At 72.5% G+C, this 18,169-nt stretch carries 18 protein-coding genes; 12 read left to right on the forward strand and 6 right to left on the reverse strand.

The genetic code is table 11. From position 1 onward, the window contains the following. Positions 1–30 precede the first annotated feature (30 nt). Positions 31–1,389, reverse strand: a complete 1,359-nt coding sequence (gene gdhA, locus ACFWJ8_RS07980) for an NADP-specific glutamate dehydrogenase (protein ID WP_378810412.1) — start codon at positions 1,387–1,389, stop codon at positions 31–33. Positions 1,390–1,541: 152 nt separating this feature from the next. Between gdhA and ACFWJ8_RS07985 the strand changes: the two genes are divergently transcribed. Continuing rightward, the gene (locus ACFWJ8_RS07985) at positions 1,542–2,141 is read left to right on the forward strand and encodes a gamma carbonic anhydrase family protein (protein WP_378810414.1); all 600 of its coding nucleotides are present in this window, start codon (positions 1,542–1,544) and stop codon (positions 2,139–2,141) included. Between the two features lie 52 nt (positions 2,142–2,193). Here the strand turns inward: ACFWJ8_RS07985 and ACFWJ8_RS07990 are convergent, their stop codons facing one another. Then, on the reverse strand, positions 2,194–3,411 hold the full coding sequence (locus tag ACFWJ8_RS07990) for a phosphotransferase (protein ID WP_378810416.1): 1,218 nt from the start codon (positions 3,409–3,411) through the stop codon (positions 2,194–2,196). Between the two features lie 4 nt (positions 3,412–3,415). After that, the gene (locus tag ACFWJ8_RS07995; protein ID WP_378810418.1) at positions 3,416–6,088 is read right to left on the reverse strand and encodes a phosphoenolpyruvate carboxylase; all 2,673 of its coding nucleotides are present in this window, start codon (positions 6,086–6,088) and stop codon (positions 3,416–3,418) included. Positions 6,089–6,242: 154 nt separating this feature from the next. Between ACFWJ8_RS07995 and nhaA the strand changes: the two genes are divergently transcribed. Genes nhaA through hisS form a run of 3 tightly spaced genes read left to right on the forward strand, consistent with a single transcriptional unit; the run spans position 6,243 to position 9,385 of the window. After that, positions 6,243–7,391, forward strand: a complete 1,149-nt coding sequence (nhaA, locus tag ACFWJ8_RS08000) for a Na+/H+ antiporter NhaA (RefSeq protein WP_378810420.1) — start codon at positions 6,243–6,245, stop codon at positions 7,389–7,391. Continuing rightward, complete coding sequence (locus tag ACFWJ8_RS08005; protein ID WP_378810422.1) at positions 7,358–8,038, forward strand: MazG family protein; 681 nt, start codon at positions 7,358–7,360, stop codon at positions 8,036–8,038. Before nhaA ends, ACFWJ8_RS08005 begins: the two co-directional genes overlap by 34 nt. Before the next feature lie 60 nt (positions 8,039–8,098). After that, positions 8,099–9,385 carry a histidine--tRNA ligase gene (gene hisS, locus ACFWJ8_RS08010; protein WP_378810599.1) on the forward strand — a complete coding sequence of 429 codons (1,287 nt, stop codon included), beginning with the start codon at positions 8,099–8,101 and terminating at the stop codon, positions 9,383–9,385. On the opposite strand, the gene ACFWJ8_RS08015 is transcribed toward hisS, so the two are convergent. Then, positions 9,369–10,616, reverse strand: a complete 1,248-nt coding sequence (locus tag ACFWJ8_RS08015) for an APC family permease (RefSeq protein ID WP_378810425.1) — start codon at positions 10,614–10,616, stop codon at positions 9,369–9,371. The two genes, hisS and ACFWJ8_RS08015, sit on opposite strands and share 17 nt — an antisense overlap. Positions 10,617–10,686: 70 nt before the next feature. Here ACFWJ8_RS08015 and ACFWJ8_RS08020 point away from each other — a divergent pair, with 70 nt between their 5' ends. Both ACFWJ8_RS08020 and ACFWJ8_RS08025 read left to right on the forward strand, forming a co-directional pair. Continuing rightward, the gene (locus ACFWJ8_RS08020; protein ID WP_378810427.1) at positions 10,687–11,127 is read left to right on the forward strand and encodes a YdeI/OmpD-associated family protein; all 441 of its coding nucleotides are present in this window, start codon (positions 10,687–10,689) and stop codon (positions 11,125–11,127) included. Positions 11,128–11,249: 122 nt separating this feature from the next. Then, entirely contained in the window at positions 11,250–12,059 is an 810-nt protein-coding gene (locus ACFWJ8_RS08025) for an SGNH/GDSL hydrolase family protein (RefSeq protein ID WP_378810428.1), read from the forward strand. A gap of 28 nt (positions 12,060–12,087) precedes the next feature. Here ACFWJ8_RS08025 and ACFWJ8_RS08030 read toward each other — a convergent pair whose 3' ends face one another. Further along, positions 12,088–12,591 (reverse strand): VOC family protein, encoded by a 504-nt coding sequence (locus tag ACFWJ8_RS08030; protein WP_378810430.1) that lies wholly within the window; start codon positions 12,589–12,591, stop codon positions 12,088–12,090. Between the two features lie 100 nt (positions 12,592–12,691). Between ACFWJ8_RS08030 and ACFWJ8_RS08035 the strand changes: the two genes are divergently transcribed. Beyond that, positions 12,692–13,453, forward strand: coding sequence for a helix-turn-helix domain-containing protein (locus ACFWJ8_RS08035; protein ID WP_378810432.1), 762 nt, complete (start codon positions 12,692–12,694; stop codon positions 13,451–13,453). Positions 13,454–13,456: 3 nt separating this feature from the next. Here the strand turns inward: ACFWJ8_RS08035 and ACFWJ8_RS08040 are convergent, their stop codons facing one another. Further along, the gene (locus tag ACFWJ8_RS08040) at positions 13,457–13,930 is read right to left on the reverse strand and encodes a DUF4442 domain-containing protein (RefSeq protein WP_378810434.1); all 474 of its coding nucleotides are present in this window, start codon (positions 13,928–13,930) and stop codon (positions 13,457–13,459) included. 85 nt (positions 13,931–14,015) lie between these two features. On the opposite strand from ACFWJ8_RS08040, the gene ACFWJ8_RS08045 reads away from it, so the two are divergent. From ACFWJ8_RS08045 to ACFWJ8_RS08065, 5 genes are all read left to right on the forward strand, one after another. Beyond that, a complete protein-coding gene (locus ACFWJ8_RS08045; RefSeq protein WP_378810436.1) occupies positions 14,016–14,387 on the forward strand; it encodes a GntR family transcriptional regulator in 372 nt (123 codons plus the stop codon). Next, positions 14,384–15,391 carry a DUF1648 domain-containing protein gene (locus ACFWJ8_RS08050; protein WP_378810438.1) on the forward strand — a complete coding sequence of 336 codons (1,008 nt, stop codon included), beginning with the start codon at positions 14,384–14,386 and terminating at the stop codon, positions 15,389–15,391. The genes ACFWJ8_RS08045 and ACFWJ8_RS08050 overlap by 4 nt, the downstream gene beginning before the upstream one ends. 31 nt (positions 15,392–15,422) lie before the next feature. Next, positions 15,423–16,091, forward strand: coding sequence for an O-methyltransferase (locus tag ACFWJ8_RS08055; RefSeq protein ID WP_378810440.1), 669 nt, complete (start codon positions 15,423–15,425; stop codon positions 16,089–16,091). A 123-nt stretch (positions 16,092–16,214) separates the two neighbouring features. Then, entirely contained in the window at positions 16,215–17,495 is a 1,281-nt protein-coding gene (gene eno / locus ACFWJ8_RS08060) for a phosphopyruvate hydratase (RefSeq protein ID WP_378810442.1), read from the forward strand. A 120-nt stretch (positions 17,496–17,615) separates the two neighbouring features. Further along, entirely contained in the window at positions 17,616–18,143 is a 528-nt protein-coding gene (locus tag ACFWJ8_RS08065; RefSeq protein WP_378810444.1) for a septum formation initiator family protein, read from the forward strand. Positions 18,144–18,169 lie beyond the last annotated feature (26 nt).

Genomic DNA, 18,169 nt, shown 5'->3' on the forward strand with positions numbered 1-18,169 from the left:
TCCGGTTCTCCGTCTGAGCTCGTCGCCGCGTCAGATGACGCCCTGCGCGAGCATCGCGTGTGCGACGCGCTCGAAGCCCGCGCAGTTCGCGCCCGCGACGTAATCGCCGGGGCGGCCGTACTTCTCGGCCGCCGTGAAGGCAGCGTGGTGCACGTTGCCCATGATGGCGCGGAGCTTCGCCTCGCTGTCGTCGAAGTTCCAGCGCTGGCGGGCGGCGTTCTGGCTCATCTCGAGCGCCGACGTGGCGACGCCGCCGGCGTTGGCGGCCTTGCCCGGAGCGAACAGCACGCCGGCGGCCTGCAGCACCTCGACGGCCTCGGGCGTCGAGGGCATGTTGGCGCCTTCGGCGACGGCGCGCACGCCGTTCGCGACCAGCGCACGGGCGTCGTCGCCGTCGAGCTCGTTCTGCGTCGCCGACGGGATCGCGACGTCGACGGCCACGCGCCACGGGCGCTCGCCTTCGACGTACGTCGCGCCCGGGCGGCGGGCGGCGTACTCGGAGATGCGGGCGCGCTCGACCTCCTTGATCTGACGCAGCAGGTCGACGTCGATGCCCGCCTCATCGAGCACGTACCCCGACGAGTCGGACGCGGTGACGGCGGTGGCGCCGAGCTGGCGCGCCTTCTCGATCGCGTAGATCGCGACGTTGCCCGAGCCCGAGACGCCGACGCGCTTGCCGTGCAGCGTCTCGCCGTGCACCGCGAGCATCTCCTCCGTGAAGAAGACCGCGCCGTAGCCGGTGGCCTCGGTGCGCACCTCGGCGCCGCCCCACTGCACGCCCTTGCCGGTGAACATGCCGGACTCGTGGCGGTTGGTGATCTTGCGGTACTGGCCGAACAGGTAGCCGATCTCGCGGGCGCCGACGCCGATGTCGCCCGCGGGCACATCGGTGTGCTCGCCCAGGTGACGGTACAGCTCGCTCATGAACGACTGGCAGAAGCGCATGATCTCGGCGTCGGAGCGGCCGTGCGGGTCGAAGTCGCTGCCGCCCTTGGCGCCGCCGATGCCCTGGCCGGTCAGGGCGTTCTTGAAGATCTGCTCGAAGCCGAGGAACTTGATGATCGACAGGTTCACCGACGGGTGGAAGCGCAGCCCGCCCTTGTACGGGCCGAGCACCGACGAGAACTGGATGCGGTAGCCGCGATTGACCTGCAGGCGACCGGCGTCGTCGACCCACGGCACACGGAACATGATCTGGCGCTCGGGCTCGACGATGCGCTCGAGGATGCCCCCGTCGACGAACTCGGGGTGTGCGTCGAGCACGGGCGCGATCGACTCGAGCACCTCGTGGACGGCCTGGAGGAACTCGGGCTCGTGCGGGTTGCGGGCTTCGACGGTGTCGAGGACGAGTCGGACGGTGTCGTTCGAAGTCAGGGTTGCTGTAGGCATGGGGGTGGAGCTTTCGGAAGGCCAGCAGAGAGGGCGACGTCGTCGGCGCCTTTTCACCCTACATACCGTGCGGGGCACGATCGCGCGTGTGACGACCTGTGCGACGGCTACGCTTGCGGCATCCGATCCAGGACGGCAGGAGGCAGGCGACGATGCGTTTCGAGCACCTCGGGGCACAGCCCCGCATCCATCCGACCGCGGTCGTCGCGGCGACCGCGGTCATCAGCGGCGACGTCGAGGTCGGGCCGGACTGCCAGATCCTGCACGGCGCGGTGATCACCGCCGAGGGCGGCGCGATCACCCTCGGCGCGAACGTCATCGTGATGGAGAACGCGCTGATCCGTGCGACCGCGACGAACCCGGTGCACATCGCGGACCACGTGCTGGTCGGGCCGATGGCGAGCGTGTCGGGCGCGGTCATCGAGGACGAGGTGTTCCTGGCCACCGGCACCCGGGTGTTCAACGGCGCCCGCATCGGCGCCCGCAGCGAGGTGCGCATCAACGCCGTCGTGCATCTGCGCACGACACTGCCGGCGGACACGACCGTCCCCATCGGCTGGGTCGCGGTGGGCGATCCGCTGGTGGTGCTGCCGCCCGACCGCCACGAGGAGATCTGGGCGGCGCAGCGCGAGCTGGACTTCCCGGGCTACGTGTTCGGCCTCGATCGCGAGACGCCCGACCTCATGGTGCAGCTGACCGAGCGCTACGGCCGCAGCCTCGCCCGTCACGCCGACGACCGTCGCGTCGACTGAGCCTGTCGAGGTCTGAGCCTGTCGAGGTCTGAGCCTGTCGAAGTCTGAGTCCTCAGCCGCGCACGAGCGCGGCGGTGCGCCGCAGCCACGCGGCCGGATCGGCGGCGTGGTACACGTGCTCGGACGCCTCGATGCGGTCGAGGAATCCGCGGTACAGCGTCGCCTGGCGCAGCGCGCCGTACGGCGCCAGCAGCTCGAGCGCCCGCTCCGGGTCGGACCCCGGGACGGCTGCGCGCCACGCGGCGGTCCAGTGGAACGTGAGAGCGGATGCCGCGGCCGCCGGCATGCGCTCCATGAAGGCCGCATGGTCGAGCAGCGGGTGGCCGATGCCGCTGTCGCCCCAGTCCAGCAGCACGAGGCGGTCGTCGTCGCCCCGCAGATTGCCCGGGTGGAAGTCGCCGTGGACGAGCGTGTCGCGCAGTCCGCACGCGGCGAGATCGGCCTCGAGCCGGGGGAGACGTGAGATGAGGCTCGCCACGGCGGCGCGATCTTCGGCACCGACGTCGTCGCCGAGGGCCAGGGTGCGCTCGGCCATCGGCGCGAGTGACGTCGGCGTCCACCGCGGCATGGTCGGCAGCGTCGACGTCTCGACGGACGACTGGATGCCGACGAGCAGGTCGACCATGCGTCGCGCGGTCTCGACACCCGCGCCGTAGCGGTCGTCGCCGGCCACATCGGCCAGCAGAACGGCGTCGTCGGTGCGGGCGAGGAGCCGCGGCACCGCGAACCCCTGGAGCCGATCGAGCACCGCGCCCTCGTGCGAGAAGAACGGCGGCACGGCCTTCAGCCACACCACGCCGGAGCCGGTGGGGAGGCGCCAGAGCGCCGACAGGTTCCACGTGCGGACCTGCTCGGGCTCGCCGGTGATCGCGATGCCCGACGCGGCGAGTGCCGCCTGCGCCCACATCAGATACCGGCTCGGCCCGCCGGGCTTCGCCCACGCCATGCGCAGGCGGGCATCGGCGATGAGCGAGGCATCCCCGTCGTAGAGCGGCAGCTCCGGGCGATCCGGCACCTCGGCGACGTAGACGACCTCTTCGGGCCGGTCGCCGTCGCGCGGAGTCACCCGCGCCAGCCGCAGCAGCGTCGGCGCGATTCCGAGCGCCCCGCGGGCGGCGGCGAGGACCGCGGGAGCCTCGCGCCAGTCCCAGTCCGGCTCGGACTCGGGATCGGAGTCGGGCGACACGGTGAACGGCGCGGTCACCCCGAGCGGCGTGCCGCCGGGGAGCACCAGCACCAGCCTGACCGCGAGCCCGGCTCCCGTGGCCACCGGGTCACCCGGTGTTCTGGAGGCCGGCCGCGACGCCCGATACCGAGAGCAGCAGCAGGCGCTGCAGTTCGGGGTCGACCGGGGCGTCCTGCGGAGCCTCCCGCAGTGCCCGCAGCGCGCGCAGCTGCAGCAGTGACAGCGCGTCCACGTAGGGGCTCCGCATCTTCACGGCCCGCTGCAGCACCGGCTTGTTGCCGAGCAGCTCGGTGCCGCCGGTGACGCGGATCACCCAGTCGCGCGTGAGGTGCATCTCGTCACGCACGAGCGCCGCGAGGTCGTCGCGGTCGCCGAGCTCGAGGTAGTGGCGGGCGATGCGGTCGTCGGTCTTGGCGAGGCTCATCGCGACGTTGTCGATCAGCGTGCGGAACAGCGGCCACTCCTGGTACGCCTGCTGCAGCAGCGCCTCGTCGCCCACGGCCTCCAGCGCCGTGCCCAGGCCGAACCAGCCGGCCAGGTTGATGCGGGCCTGCGTCCACGCGAACACCCACGGAATCGCGCGGAGGTCTTCGAGCGACTCCACCGACAGCCCACGGCGGGCCGGGCGCGAGCCGAGCGCGAGCAGCCCGATCTCTTCCATGGGGGTGACCCGCGCGAACCACGGGGCGAACCCGGGCGCCTTGACGAGGGAGAAGAAGCGCTCGCGGGACGCGGAGTCCATCGCGGCGGCGACGTCGGCGTAGCGTTCGGCGGCCGCGCGGTTGCGGTCCTCGTTCGAGGGCGCCGAGGCGAGCAGGATCGCGGCGGCGACCTGGTCGATGTGGCGGATCGCGATCGCCGGGTCGCCGTAGCGGGCGAAGATGACCTCACCCTGCTCGGTGAGCTTGAACCGGCCGTCGACCGAGTGCGGCGGCTGGGCGAGGATCGCCGAGTTGGCGGGACCGCCGCCGCGCCCGAGGGCGCCGCCGCGGCCGTGGAAGAGCGTCAGCTCGATGCGGTTCTCGTCGGCCCACGCGGCGATCTCGGCCTGCGCCTGGTACAGCGCCAGGTTGGCGGCGACCGGGCCGACGTCCTTCGACGAGTCGGAGTAGCCGAGCATGACCTCCAGCCGGCGACCGGTGGCGTCCAGGCGGGCGGCGAACTCGGGGTGGTCGACGATCTCGGCGAGGATCCGGGGCGCTGCCTGCAGGTCGGCGAAGGTCTCGAACAGCGGGATGACGTCCAGCACGGGTGCGGCGCCGTCGGGGCCGACCGCGAAGCGCGCGAGCTTGTGGACGTTGGCGAGGTCGTCGGCGGACTGCGTGAACGACACGATGTAGCGGCCGGCGGCGCGCGGACCGTAGCGCTCCTGCAGGAACGCGATCGTGCGGATGACGTCGAGCACCTCTTCGGCCAGCTCGCTGCGCGGCGCGCCCGACTCGAGCTCGGCGAGCACCTTGGCGTGCACGGCGGAGTGCTGGCGCACCTCCAGCTCGGTCAGGTGGAAGCCGTACGTCTCGACCTGCCACAGCAGCTGCTGCAGGTGGCCGTAGGCCTGGCGCGGCGCGTGGGCCTGCACGAGCGAGTCCTGCACCGTGCGCAGATCGGCGAGCAGGTGCTCGGGGTCGCGGTACGCGAGGTCGGCGTTGCGCTTGCGCGTCGCATCGATCCTGCGCGCGATGAGCAGCATGATGCGGCGGTGCGGCTCGTCGGGGGAGCGCTTGGCGATGTCCTTCGCGGCATCCTCGTCGGCGGCGCGCAGGCGCTGCCACAGGGCGAGCAGCGCGTCGCTCGGGGGCGTGGTCGCGGCATCGAGCGTCAGCGTGCGGCCGATGCGGCTGGCCGTGCGCTCCAGGCCGAGGAGGACGTGCTCGCTGGCGATCGCCGACGCCTTGCGGGTGACGGATGCCGTCACGAACGGGTTGCCGTCGCGGTCGCCGCCGACCCACGAGCCGACGCGCACGAAGGGGCGCACGATCGGGGCGCGGCCGCCGGCATCCACGCCCTGCAGGGCGTCGTCGATGCGGCGGTAGACGTGGGGCACGGCGGTGTAGAGCGTGTCGTCGAAGACGGCCATGACGGCCCGCACCTCGTCGGTGGGCGACGGCTTCTCGGGGCGCAGTGGCGCGGTGCGCCACAGCGTGTCGATCTCTTCGAGCATGCGGCGCCGGGCGCGGCGCTCGTCGGCACCGTCGGTCTGGGCGAGGTCGTGCTCGCCGAGGAGCGACGCGAGGCGCCGGATACTCGTCGAGACGGCGCGGCGGCGCGCCTCGGTGGGATGCGCCGTGAACACGGGGTGGAACCGCATGCTCTGCAGGTGCTCCAGAGCCGCCTCGTCGCCGATCTCGGTGGCGAGCTTGGCGTAGGCCGACGCCACCGTGTCGGCCTGGCCGCCGGACTCGGGGCGGCCGTTGCGCTCGCGCAGCACGCGCACGCGCTGGTGCTCCTCGGCGAGGTTCACGAGGTGGAAGTAGGCGGTGAACGCCCGGGCGACCTCGTCGGCGCGGGCGATCGTGAACGAGTCGGCGATCGCGGCGGCGCGGGCGAACGCCTCCGGGGTCTCGTCGGTGTACGCCTGGATCGTCGCGGAGCGCAGGCGCTCGACGTCTTCGTAGAGCCCGGTGGAGCCGCTCTCGCGCAGCACCTGACCGAGCAGCGTGCCCAGCAGGCGGACGTCGCCGCGCATGCTCTCGGGAATGCCCTGCTCCGCCTCGAATCGCCCTACGAGGTCGATCGCTTCGGTGTTGGTGAGTTCGCGCATCAGTCCAGGCTAACGCCGCGTCGTTTCGTGGATGTCACGCGGGACGCTGTGTGACGACCACTCCCCAGGAGCCCTCGCTAGACTGGCCCGCGGAGCGCCGGGAAGTCTGGTCGGCACGTCCTTGCCGACCCGCGAACGCCCTCACGGAGGCCTGATGTCGCTTCTTCGCTCCGCCCGTTTCCCCGCGATCGTCCTGCTCGTGGCCGCAGCCCTCGGGCTGGTCGTGGCCAATTCGCCCGCCGCCGGACCCGTGGATGCCGTCATGCATGCCGAGCTCGGCATCCCCGGCGTCTTCGAACTCAGCGTGTCGCACTGGATCAAGGACGGCCTGCTCGCGGTCTTCTTCTTCGTCGTCGCCGTCGAACTGCAGTACGAGCTGACCGCCGGTCAGCTGAACTCGGCACGCAAGGCGCTGCAGCCGGCGATCGCCGCGGCCGGCGGCGTCGTGCTGCCGATCGTGCTGTACGCGGTCATCGCCGGTGGATCGGAGGCCGCCTCGGGGTGGCCCATCCCGACGGCCACCGACATCGCGTTCGCGCTCGGCGTGCTGGCGGTGTTCGGCCGGGGGCTGCCTTCGGGCCTGCGCGTGTTCCTGCTGGCGCTCGCGATCCTCGACGACATCGTCGGCATCGTCTTCATCGCGGTGCTGTTCACGTCCGACGTCGACTTCGGCGCGCTCGCCGGAGCCGCCGTGGCGGTCGTGGCGTTCGGCATCCTGAGTCGTCAGCTCGACACGCGCGCCCGCGTGCCCATCGCCATCCTGCTGGTGGTGCTCGCGATCACCACGTGGGTGCTGGTGCTGCTCTCGGGCGTCCACGCCACGATCGCCGGTGTGGCGCTCGGTCTCGCGATGGCGCAGCGCCCGGCGCTGCGCGTGCGCCACGAGCTGGAGCCGTGGGTCAACGGCGTCGTGCTGCCGGTGTTCGCGTTCTCGGCGGCGCTCGTCGCGATCCCGTCGGTGCCGCTGTCGCAGCTGTCGCCGGCGTTCTGGGGTGTGCTCGTGGCGCTCCCGGTCGGCAAGGTCGTCGGCATCTCGGTGCTGGGGTGGGTGTCGCTGCGCATCGCGCATCGCGGCGGGCCGTCGCCGCTGGCGTTCGCGGACCTCCTCGCGGCCGGTGCGCTCGGCGGCATCGGGTTCACCGTGTCGCTGCTGCTGTCGGAACTCGCGTTCGCGGATGCCGCCGACCTGCGTGATCAGGCGACCCTCGGTGTGCTCGCCGGGTCGGTCGTTTCGCTCATCCTGGCCGCAGTGCTCGTATCGTGGCGGGCATGGCACCATCGACGCCTGACGGCGACCGCGTGACCCCCACCGACCCGGACGCCCTCCGCGAGGCCGCGCTCGTCATGCACGCCGTGCGGGACCGGTGCGTGTGGACGCAGCAGATCGACCATCGCGCGCTCGTGCCCTACCTCGTGGAGGAGAGCGCCGAACTCATCGACGCCGTCGAGGACGGGTCGCGCGACGAGCTGCGCGAAGAGCTCGGCGACCTGCTGTGGCAGGTGCTGTTCCACGCCGAGATCGCCTCGCGCGACCCGGAGGACCCCTTCGACATCGACGACGTCGCGCGAGGACTCACCGACAAGATGGTGCGGCGGCATCCCCATGTCTTCGGCGACGCCGTCGCCGACACGCCCGAAGAGGTGCTGGTGCACTGGAACGCCGCGAAGGCCGCCGAGAAGAGCGCGCGCACGAGCGTGCTCGACGGCGTGAGCGAGAGGATGCCGAGCCTCGCGCTCGCCCAGAAGCTCCTGTCGAAGGCATCCCAGGCGGGGGCGTCGGCGTCGGAGGAACCTGGCGACCCGCCCGCCTCCGAGGCTCAGCTCGGCGACGCCCTCCTCGCCCTGGTCGGCACAGCGCGCGCGAACGGGTGGGACGCGGAGCGGGCGCTGCGCGAGCGGCTGCGGCGCCTGGAGTCCGACATCCGCGCGGCGGAGGCGCCGAGCCCGTGAGGACGAGCCGCGGTCGTCTGAAAAGATGGGACCGTGGCATCCGTGAACCCGCCGCGCGGCATGCGCGACTTCCTCCCCGCTGACAAGGCCCGCCGCGAGAGCGTGCTCGCCGTCATCCGCGAGCGCTACCGCGCGCACGGCTTCGACGAGATCGAGACGCCGGTCATGGAGGAGTACTCGCGGCTGCACGCGGGCATCGGCGGCGACAACGAGAAGCTCGCGTACAACGTCCTCAAGCGCGGCCTCGACTCCGACGCGATCCGGGCAGCCGCCGACGAGCCGGCAGACCTCACCGACCTCGGCCTGCGCTACGACCTCACCGTGCCGCTCGCGCGCTTCTACGCGACCAACCGCGGCCAGCTGCCGTCGGTGTTCCGCTCGATCCAGATCGCGCCGGTGTGGCGCGCCGAGCGCCCGCAGAAGGGTCGCTACCGCCAGTTCGTGCAGTGCGACATCGACATCATCGGCGATGCGTCGGCGCGCGCCGAGGCCGAGCTCGCCGTCGCGACGCTCGACACGCTGGACGCGCTGGGGCTCGAGGGCGGCAGCATCCGCATCAACGACCGGCGCGTGCTGGACTGGATGCTCGACCGCTTCGGCTTCGCCGCCGACGAGCGCCCGGGCGTGCTCATCACGATCGACAAGCTCGACAAGCTCGGCCCCGACGGCATCGTCGCCGAGCTGCGCGACCGCGAGGCGACGGCCGCGGCCGTGGACGCGTTCGCCGCGTTCCTGCGCCGCCCGATGACGATGGAGTACCACCCGTACGGCGAGCGCCAGATCCGCAAGGCGCTGCCCGCGGACGCGCCGGACGACATCGTCGCGCACCTGGTCGGCATCGGCGAGGCGGTCGCCGCGGCCCGGTCCCTGAGCCTGCCGAAGGGCGCCGACACCCCGCTGGGCGACATCCCGCTCGTGTTCGACCCGTTCCTGGTGCGCGGAATGGGCTACTACACCGGGACGATCTTCGAGCTCGCCCACCCGTCCGTCGACTACTCGCTGGGCGGCGGCGGCCGGTACGACGGCATGATCGGACGGTTCCTCGGCCAGGACGTCCCCGCCGTGGGCTTCTCGATCGGCTTCGAGCGCATCGTCGACCTGGTCGCGGAGCGAGGGGATGCCGTCGCCGACGCGGTCGTGCTGGTCCACGACCGTGACGTGCCCGAGTCCGAACTGCTCGCGCTCAAGGCCGCGCTGGTGCGCGGGGGTTCGCGCGTGCGGCTGGAGCACCGCACCAAGAACCTCAAGGCGCTGCTCGAGCGCGCCGCCGCCGACGGCTACACCGCGTTCGCGACGGTCGGCGCCGGCACGACGGCGGAGGCGCTCGAGGTCAAGCCGCTCGCCTGAGGCGGATCGCCCGGTAGGCCACGCCGACCGCGACCACCACGACGCCGGCCACGACCGACGGCCACGGCAGGGTGACGGCCAGGACGAGGCATCCGATCGCTCCGACGACCTGCAGGACAGCGGGGTACCGCCGCGCCTCGCCGCGCTGCCGGAAGGCCGCCACGTTGGCGACGAAGTAGTACAGCAGCACGCCGAACGACGAGAATCCGATGGCGCCGCGCAGGTCGACGAGGGCGACGAGCACGACGACGAGCGCGGAAGCGGTCAGCTCGGCGCGGTGCGGCACGTGCCAGCGGGGGTGCACCCTGTCGAGGAACCCCGGCAGATCGCGCTCGCGCGACATGGCGAAGGCGGTGCGGCTCACGCCCGCGATGAGCGCGAGCAGAGCGCCGAGCGATCCCGCCGCGGCGCCGACGCGCACGACGACGCCGATCCACGCCCATCCTGAGCGTGCGGCCGCGTCGGCGACGGGTTCGGTGGATGCCGCCACGCCGGCGGGTCCGAGCGCCCCGAGGACGGCCACCGCGACGACGGCGTACACCGCGAGGGCGATGACGAACGCGATGACGATCGCCCGCGGGATGACGCGGCGCGGGTCCCGCACCTCTTCGCCCATCGTCGCGATGCGCGCGTATCCGGCGAAGGCGAAGAAGAGCAGCCCGGCCGACTGCAGGATGCCGTAGCCGCCGCCTGCCCACACCGTGTCGGACGTGAACCAGTCCGGGACGCCGCCGCCCGAGAACGCGGCGGTCACGGCGGCGGCCAGCGCGCCCAGGGTGATCACGACGATGACGCGCGCCGCACCGGCGGTGCGGGTCACGCCGAACCAGTTCACCGCCGTCAGCGCGACCACCGCGGCGATCGCGACCGGGCGCTCCCAGCCGGACGGGGCCGCGTACGCGGCGAACGTGAGCGCCATGGCGGCGCAGCTCGCGGTCTTGCCGACGACGAAGCCCCAGCCGGCGACGAAGCCCCACCACGGTCCCAGCTCCGCTCGGCCGTAGGCGTAGGTGCCGCCCGACGTGGGATACGCCGCGGCGAGCTGCGCCGACGAGGTCGCGTTGCCGAACGCCACGACGGCGGCGATCGCGAGGCCCACCAGCAGGCCCGTGCCGGCGGCATCCGCGGCCGGCGCCCACACCGCGAACACGCCCGCGCCGACCATCGATCCGAGCCCGATGAACACGGCGTCGCCGAGGCCGAGGCGCCGCTGCAGCGAGGGGGTGGTCACGGGCGGAACCTTAGCGCGCCGAGAAGAACGACCCTCGCGCGGCCCCGGCGGGTTCGGCCAGGATGGGCGCATGACGCTGCAGATCCACACCGTGCTCGTGCCGTTCGGACCGGCGACGGCGATCGAGCTGACCGACGCCCAGGTCGATGAGCTCGGCGGCGGCAAACGAGCGGCCGTCGTCGTGGGGATCGGCGGGAGCACCGCCCGGGTGCGCCTGGGCGTGATGGACGGCAAGAACCTCATCGGCGTCTCGAAGGCCGTGCGGGCGCAACTCGGCGTCGACATCGGCGACGAGGTCAACGCCACGGTCGCGCTCGACACCGCCGAGCGGGAGGTCGACGTGCCGGACGACCTCGCGGCCGCGCTGGAGGCCGCCGGGGTGCGGGCCGCGTTCGACGCACTGTCGTTCAGCCGTCGCAAGGAGCTCGCGCGCGGTGTGGTCGAGGCCAAGCGCCCCGATACCCGCGAGCGCCGCGTCGTCGCCGCCGTCGAGGAGCTCTCGGCGTCCTGACGGGCGTGCGGCGACGACCTGCCGCCGTACAGTCCCGGATGGGCGGATGCCGGCGGCCGAGGTGCACCGGCGCGTCACCGGCGTGACGGCATCCGTTCACCCGGGTGGGGTGGCATGGCGCCATGGCTGACTCGCGGGAGGTCGTGCTGCGCCCGCTGCTGGTCGGCGCCCTGGGCGTCGCGGTGGGGGCGAGCCTGGTCGTGCTGGGCGGGCGCGCGGTGCTGACGCGCCAGGCGGCGCTCGCGCGACGCCGTATCGGCAAGCCGCTCGGCGAGGACGCGCTGGACGCCGACCGCGTGTGGGGCGGACGCTTCGACGGTCCGCCGCTGGAGCTCGTGTTGCTCGGCGACTCGATCGCCGCGGGGCTCGGGGCCGAGCGCCGCAAGGACACGCTGGGTGCGCGGCTCGCGAAGGGGCTCGCGCGCGCGGAGCGGCGCCCGGTGCGGCTGCGCACGGCCGCCGTGGTCGGCGCCGAGACGTCGATGCTCGCGCCGCAGATCGACGCCCTGCCCGCCGGATACCGCCCCGACGCGGCCGTGATCGTGGTCGGCGGCAACGACGTCACGCACCGGGTCCCGGTGTCGGCATCGGTCGCGCAGCTCGAAGAGGCGATCGAGCGTCTGCAGGCCCGGGGCGCGGCGGTGGTCGTGGGCACGTGCCCCGACCTCGGCGCGCTCCGCCCGGTGCCGCAGCCGCTGCGGGCACTGGGCTCGCGACTCTCGCGCCAGCTCGCCGACGCGCAGGCCGGGGCGGCCCTGCGCCACGACGCGCGCGCGGTGTCGCTGCGCCGGGCGGTGGGGCCGTTCTTCGTGACGCAGCCCGACGAGATGTTCAGCCTCGACCGCTTCCACCCCAGCGCGCTCGGCTACCGGCGCACGGCGGAGGCGCTGCTGCCGGGCGTGATCGCGGCGCTGGGCGACGGCGACGGGTGAACCGTCGGCCATCGCCCGCACCCGCGGTTCAGCCTGCGTACGAGGCGGCCCACTCCGCGACGCGCGCGGCGCTCTCCTCCTCGGAGAGGTCCTCGACGCGGGTCATGATCGACCAGCGCACGCCGAACGGGTCGCGCACGCTGGAGAAGCGGTCGCCCGACACGAACGTCGACGGCTCCTCGCGCACCCTCGCGCCGGCGGCTACCGCGCGTGCGGTGACCGCGTCGACGTCGGGCACGTAGATGCCGATCGAGTAGCAGTCCGCGTCACCCTCCGGGGCGGGCACGAGCCCGTAGTCGGGGGACGGTTCGCCGATCTGCAGGATGCCGAGCCCGAAGTCGAGCCCCGCGTGCACGACGAGTCCGCCGAACTCCGTGACGTCGGTCACGCGGGCGCCGAAGACATCCCGGTAGAAGTCGATGGCCTCCTTCGCTCCGCGGATCGCGAGGAAGGGGGTGAGGCTGGTCGCCGCGTTCGGACGGCCGTCGGTCGTGTGCGCACCGGTCACGCCGGTGGTGTCGTCTGTGGTCATGGTCCGATGCTCGCGGAGGGGTGGATGCCGCGGCTTGAAGATTCGCGACAACCTGCGTCGGCGGGGCCGGAGTGTCGGCGCTCGCCGCTACCGTGGCCGGGTGACCGATCCGAACCGCGGGGTGCTGTACCCCGATCGGCTGCCGCGTTTCACCCGGCTGCCGCCGGGGGAGGCGGCATCCGAACTCGTCGAGTGGTACTGGATCCCGCAGTGGGACCTTCCCGACGGCGTCGAGTCCCGCCAGGCGCTGCTCCCGTATCCGGCCGCGAACCTCGCGGTGGAACCGGACGGCGTCACGCTCTGGGGCGTGACGACGCGCGCCGGCGAGCGCGTGCTTCGGGGGAGCGGCTGGGCGGTCGGAGCGCTGCTGCGTCCTGCGGCGCTGTCACACCTGGCGGCGGCGCCGGCCGACCTCGCCGATCGGCACGTCGTGCTCGACGAGCCCGCCCTCCAGTCGGCCGTGGCCGCCGCGATGCCCGATCCGCGGGCCGCGGCCGACGTCGTCGAGGCCTGGCTCGTCGCCCGCGTCGGCGCGCTCACGCCCGAGGCGCGCCTGGCGAACGCGATGGCCGGGCTGCTGATGACCGACCCCGAGATCCTGCGCCTGGACGACGCCGCCGAGCACCTGCGGGTCTCGGCGCGCACGCTGCAGCGCCTCTCGCATCGCACGGTGGGACTGCCGCCGGCGGCGATGATCCGCCGGCGGCGGCTGCAGGAGGCGGCCCAGCGCGTGCGGGACGATCCCGACGCGGCACTCGCCGACATCGCGGCGGATCTCGGCTACGCCGACCAGGCGCATCTCGCGAACGACTTCCGTGCGGTGCTGGGCCTCACGGCGTCGGACTACCGCGGCGAGCAGTGACGGTCACGAGGCCGATGCCTCGGTGACGCGCTTCTTCTCGCGCACGTAGACCTCGCGACGCACGCGTGCCACGACGTCGCCCGAGGCGTCGGTGATGTCGGTCTCGAACCACTCCAGCACCTTCGCACCGCCGCGGGCGCGCTCGCGCAGCTCCTCGGCCTTCTCGCGCGGCACGTGGAACTGCGCCGTCAGCACGCCGCGACCGGGCTTGAGGAACTCGATCTCGCCGCGGGTGTCCCACACCACGTGATCGCGGCCGAGCTGGTGCATGACGAGCATGAAGAAGTAGGGGTCGGTCATAGCCGACATCGACCCGCCGAACGCCGTCTTGACGTAGTTGCGGGTGAAGACGTTGACGTGCAGCTCGACGGTGGCGCTGGTCCAGTCCTCTGCGAAGCGCCGTACGCGGATGCCGCTGAAGAGGTTGGGGATCCACAGGCTCATGCCGACGGCGAGGCGGCGGGGGGTCACGCGCATGCGCCCAGCATGGCGGAGCTCCGGCGGTTGCGCGCAGTCGGTTGGCGTGTGCCCACAATTGTTCTAGTTGCCCTAGAATAAGTATGTGTTGGTGAGAATCGATCCCGAGAGCGATGCGCCGCTTTTCGCGCAGATCGCCGCTTCCGTGCGCGCGGATGCCGCGGCCGGGCGCCTGCGGGCGGGCGACCGCCTTCCGGCCGCGCGCGACATCGCGTCCGCGTTGGGGGTCAACGTGCACACCGTGCTGCACGCCTACCAGGACCTCCGCGACGAGGGACTGGTCGAGCTCCGGCGAGGCCGCGGCGCGGTCGTGACGGCGCAGGCCGACGCTCTCCAGCACCTCCACCACGACATCCAGGACCTCGTCGCGCGGGCGCGCGCGGCGGGGCTCTCACCCGACGCCCTGGCCGCCCTCGTGAAAGAGGCCGGCCGTGCCGAACCCAAGGAGCACCGATGACCCGCCCCGATCCCGCCGTCCGACGTTTCGTCCTCGTGGCGATCTGGCTCCCTGTCGTGCTGGTCGCGGCGGGCGTCATCGTCCAGCTGGTCGCGCTGCCGCAGCTGCCGTCGACGATCGCCGTGCACTGGAACGCCGCCGGCGAGGCGGACGGCTTCGCCCCCGCCTGGACGCAGCCGCTCATGACGGTGCTGTTCGGGCTCGGGCTGCCGCTGCTCATGGCGCTGACGTCCTTGGCGGGGCTGCGCCGCGGTGACCGCGGACCGACGTACCGCCTGATGGGCGCGAGCGCCGCCGCCGTGTCGGCCCTCGTCACGGTCGCCCTCACCGGGACCCTGGTGATGCAGGCCGGCCTCGACGACGCGTCGCAGGCGCCCACCGTGTGGGTGCCGCTCGTCGCCTCGCTCCTCGCGGGAGCCGTGGTCGGCGTAAGCGCCTGGTTCCTCCAGCCGCGGACGGAATCCGTGGATGCCGCCACCCGGCCGGCGACCCCCCTCGCGCTCGCGCCGAACGAGCGCGTGCTCTGGATGCGCACGATCTCGATGTCGACCGGTGCCGCCGTCGCGATCGTCGCGGCCGTGCTGCTCGTCGCGGTCGGCGCCGTCGTGGCATGGGTCACCGGTTCCGAACCGGCGGTCGCGTGGCTCCTCACCGCGGTCGCGCTCATCCTGGTGTTCTTCGCCGCGACAACGCTCGCGTTCCACGTCCGTGTGGACGACACGGGGCTGCACGTCGACTCCGTGCTCGGCATCCCGCGCTTCCGCGTGCCCCTCGCCGATGTCGAGTCCGCCGCGCGTGTCACGGTGAATCCGATGGGGGAGTTCGGCGGCTGGGGTGTGAGGATCGCGCCGTCGGGGCGCCGGTTCGGGATCGTGCTGCGCACGGGCGAGGCGCTGGAGGCGACACGCCGCAACGGGCGCCGCTTCGTCGTCACGGTGGATGACGCCGGGACCGCCGCCGCGCTGCTGGAGGCGCTGGTGCAGCGGGCGGGCGCGAGGCCTTGACGCCCGGCGCGGCGCCGGATTTGCTGGGGGAATGGCTGACCCCACCCCTGACACCTGGCGCCGCGTCGACACCTACTTGACCGAACTGCTGGTCGGCCACGATCCGACCCTCGACCGGGCCGTCGAGGATCAGAACCAGGCCGGCCTCCCGGCGATCGAAGTCGCCCCGGTCAACGGCAAGCTGCTTCATCTGATCGCCCGCATGTCGGGAGCGCGCCGCGTGCTCGAGATCGGCACGCTCGGCGCGTACTCGACGATCTGGCTGGCACGGGGGATCCCCGAGGGCGGCCGCGTCGTCACCATCGAGGCCGAGCCGCACAACGCCGAGATCGCCCGCGCGAACCTCGACCGCGCCGGGGTGGGCGACAAGGTCGAGATCCGGCTGGGCCGCGCCGCCGACGTGCTGCCGACGCTCGACGACGGCGAGCCCTTCGACCTCGTGTTCATCGACGCCGACAAGGAGTCCAACACGATCTATCTCGACTGGGCCGCACGGCTCGGACGACCCGGCACGGTCGTCATGGTCGACAACGCCGTGCGTGGCGGAGAGGTGGCGAATCCCGCCACCGAGAACCCCCAGATCATCGGTGTCCAGCGCGGTCTGGAGATGCTCGGCCGTGATCCGCGGTTCGACGCGACGGCGCTGCAGACCCTCGACGCGAAGGGCTACGACGGGATCGCCCTCGCCCTGGTCGTATGACTTCGGCATGAACGGTCGCCCCGGCCTTCGGCATCCGTCGTCACGAGACGGGGTCGGATCACTAGGCTGGGACCGGACCGACGACGCTCCGACGATTCATCCTCCACGAACAAGGAGTCCCCTGTGGCACTGATCGAGGCTGTAGGCGCGCGTGAGATTCTCGACTCGCGCGGAAACCCGACCGTCGAGGTGGAGGTGCTGCTCGACGACGGAACCGTCCAGCGTGCGGCCGTCCCCTCCGGCGCGTCCACGGGCGCATTCGAGGCGTACGAGCTGCGCGACGGCGACAAGGGCCGTTACGGCGGCAAGGGCGTGCTGAAGGCGATCGACGCCGTCATCGACGAGCTCGGCCCGGCCATCGAGGGCATCGACGCGAGCGAGCAGCGCATCGTCGACGAGATCCTCAACGAGACCGACGGCACCCCCAACAAGGAGCGCACCGGCGCCAACGCGATCCTCGGCATCTCGCTCGCGGTCGCCAAGGCCGCCGCCGACGCGGCCGACCTTCCGCTGTTCCGCTACCTCGGCGGACCCAACGCGCACGTCCTGCCCGTGCCGCTGTTCAACGTCATCAACGGCGGCGAGCACGCCGACAACGGCATCGACTTCCAGGAGTTCTTCCTGGCGCCCATCGGGGCCGAGACGTACCGCGAGTCGCTGCGCTGGGGGACCGAGGTCTACCACGTCCTCAAGGGCGAGCTGAAGGCGGCGGGCTACGCCACCGGCCTCGGCGACGAGGGCGGCTTCGCCCCCGACCTCCCCAGCAACCGCGAGGGCCTGGACTTCCTGATCAAGGCGATCGAGAAGGCCGGCTTCACCCCCGGCACCGACGTCGCCGTCGGTCTCGACGTCGCCGCCACCGAGTTCTTCAAGGACGGCGTGTACACGGTCGAGGGTCAGGCGTGGTCGGCCGAGAAGCTGACCGACTACTTCGCCGACCTCGTCGACAACTACCCCATCGTCACGATCGAGGACGCCCTCGCCGAGGACGACTGGGACGCGTGGAAGGCTCTCACCGACAAGCTCGGCAAGAAGGTGCAGCTGGTCGGCGACGACCTGTTCGTCACCAACCCCGAGCGCCTGCAGCGTGGCATCGACCTGGGTGTCGCCAACGCGCTCCTGGTCAAGGTCAACCAGATCGGCACGCTCACCGAGACGCTGGACGCCGTGGCGGTGGCGACCCAGAACGGCTACCGCTCGATGCTGTCGCACCGTTCGGGCGAGACCGAGGACACGACGATCGCCGACCTGGCCGTTGCGGTCAACTGCGGTCAGATCAAGACCGGCGCGCCCGCTCGCAGCGAGCGCGTCGCGAAATACAATCAGCTTCTGCGCATCGAAGAGGAGCTCGGCGACGCCGCGGTGTTCGCGGGTCGCGGAGCGTTCCCCCGTTTCAAGGGCTGACGCGCAGCACGACTGTTGACGAGAGGGGGAGCCGTGGCCAAGACGACGGCTCCCCCTTCTCGTCCCTCCGGGGCCTCCCGCCCGCCCGCCGGAAGCGTGGATGCCTCCCGCCGGCGTCCCGTGAGCGCTCGGCGCCCCGTCGACGTGCGGGGTTGGCTCGGCGGCATCCGCCTGTCGGGCTTTATGGTCATCATGCTGGGGCTCGTCGTGCTCGCCGCGTTCGTGCTGGTGCCGACGATCGGCACCTACGTCGACCAGCGCCAGCAGATCACCGCGCTCGAGGCGGCGGTGCAGCTCAGTCGCGACGAGGTCGCCGACCTCGAGGCGCAGCGCGAGCGGTGGCAGGACCCGGCGTACATCACGACGCAGGCGCGGGAGCGCCTGTACTACGTCAAGCCGGGAGAGGTCGTGTACCTCGTCGACAACGACCTGCCGCCCGAGCTCGCCCCGCAGGAGCAGGCTCCCGTGAGCGATCAGGTCGAAGCGGCGCACACCGACTGGATGTCGCAGCTGGTGCGCTCGGTGACCGAGGCGGGACTCGCCCAGACGGTGGCGCCGATCACCTTCGGCGTGCCCGACGACACGCCCACCGATCCGGCGCCCACCGGCACGACCGGCGAGACCCCGACCGGCACGCCCACCGAGTGAGCGGCCGCGGGGGGTCATGGTCCAGC

It is taken from the genome of Microbacterium sp. NPDC058389 (genome assembly GCF_042722305.1).
Lineage (GTDB): Bacteria > Actinomycetota > Actinomycetes > Actinomycetales > Microbacteriaceae > Microbacterium.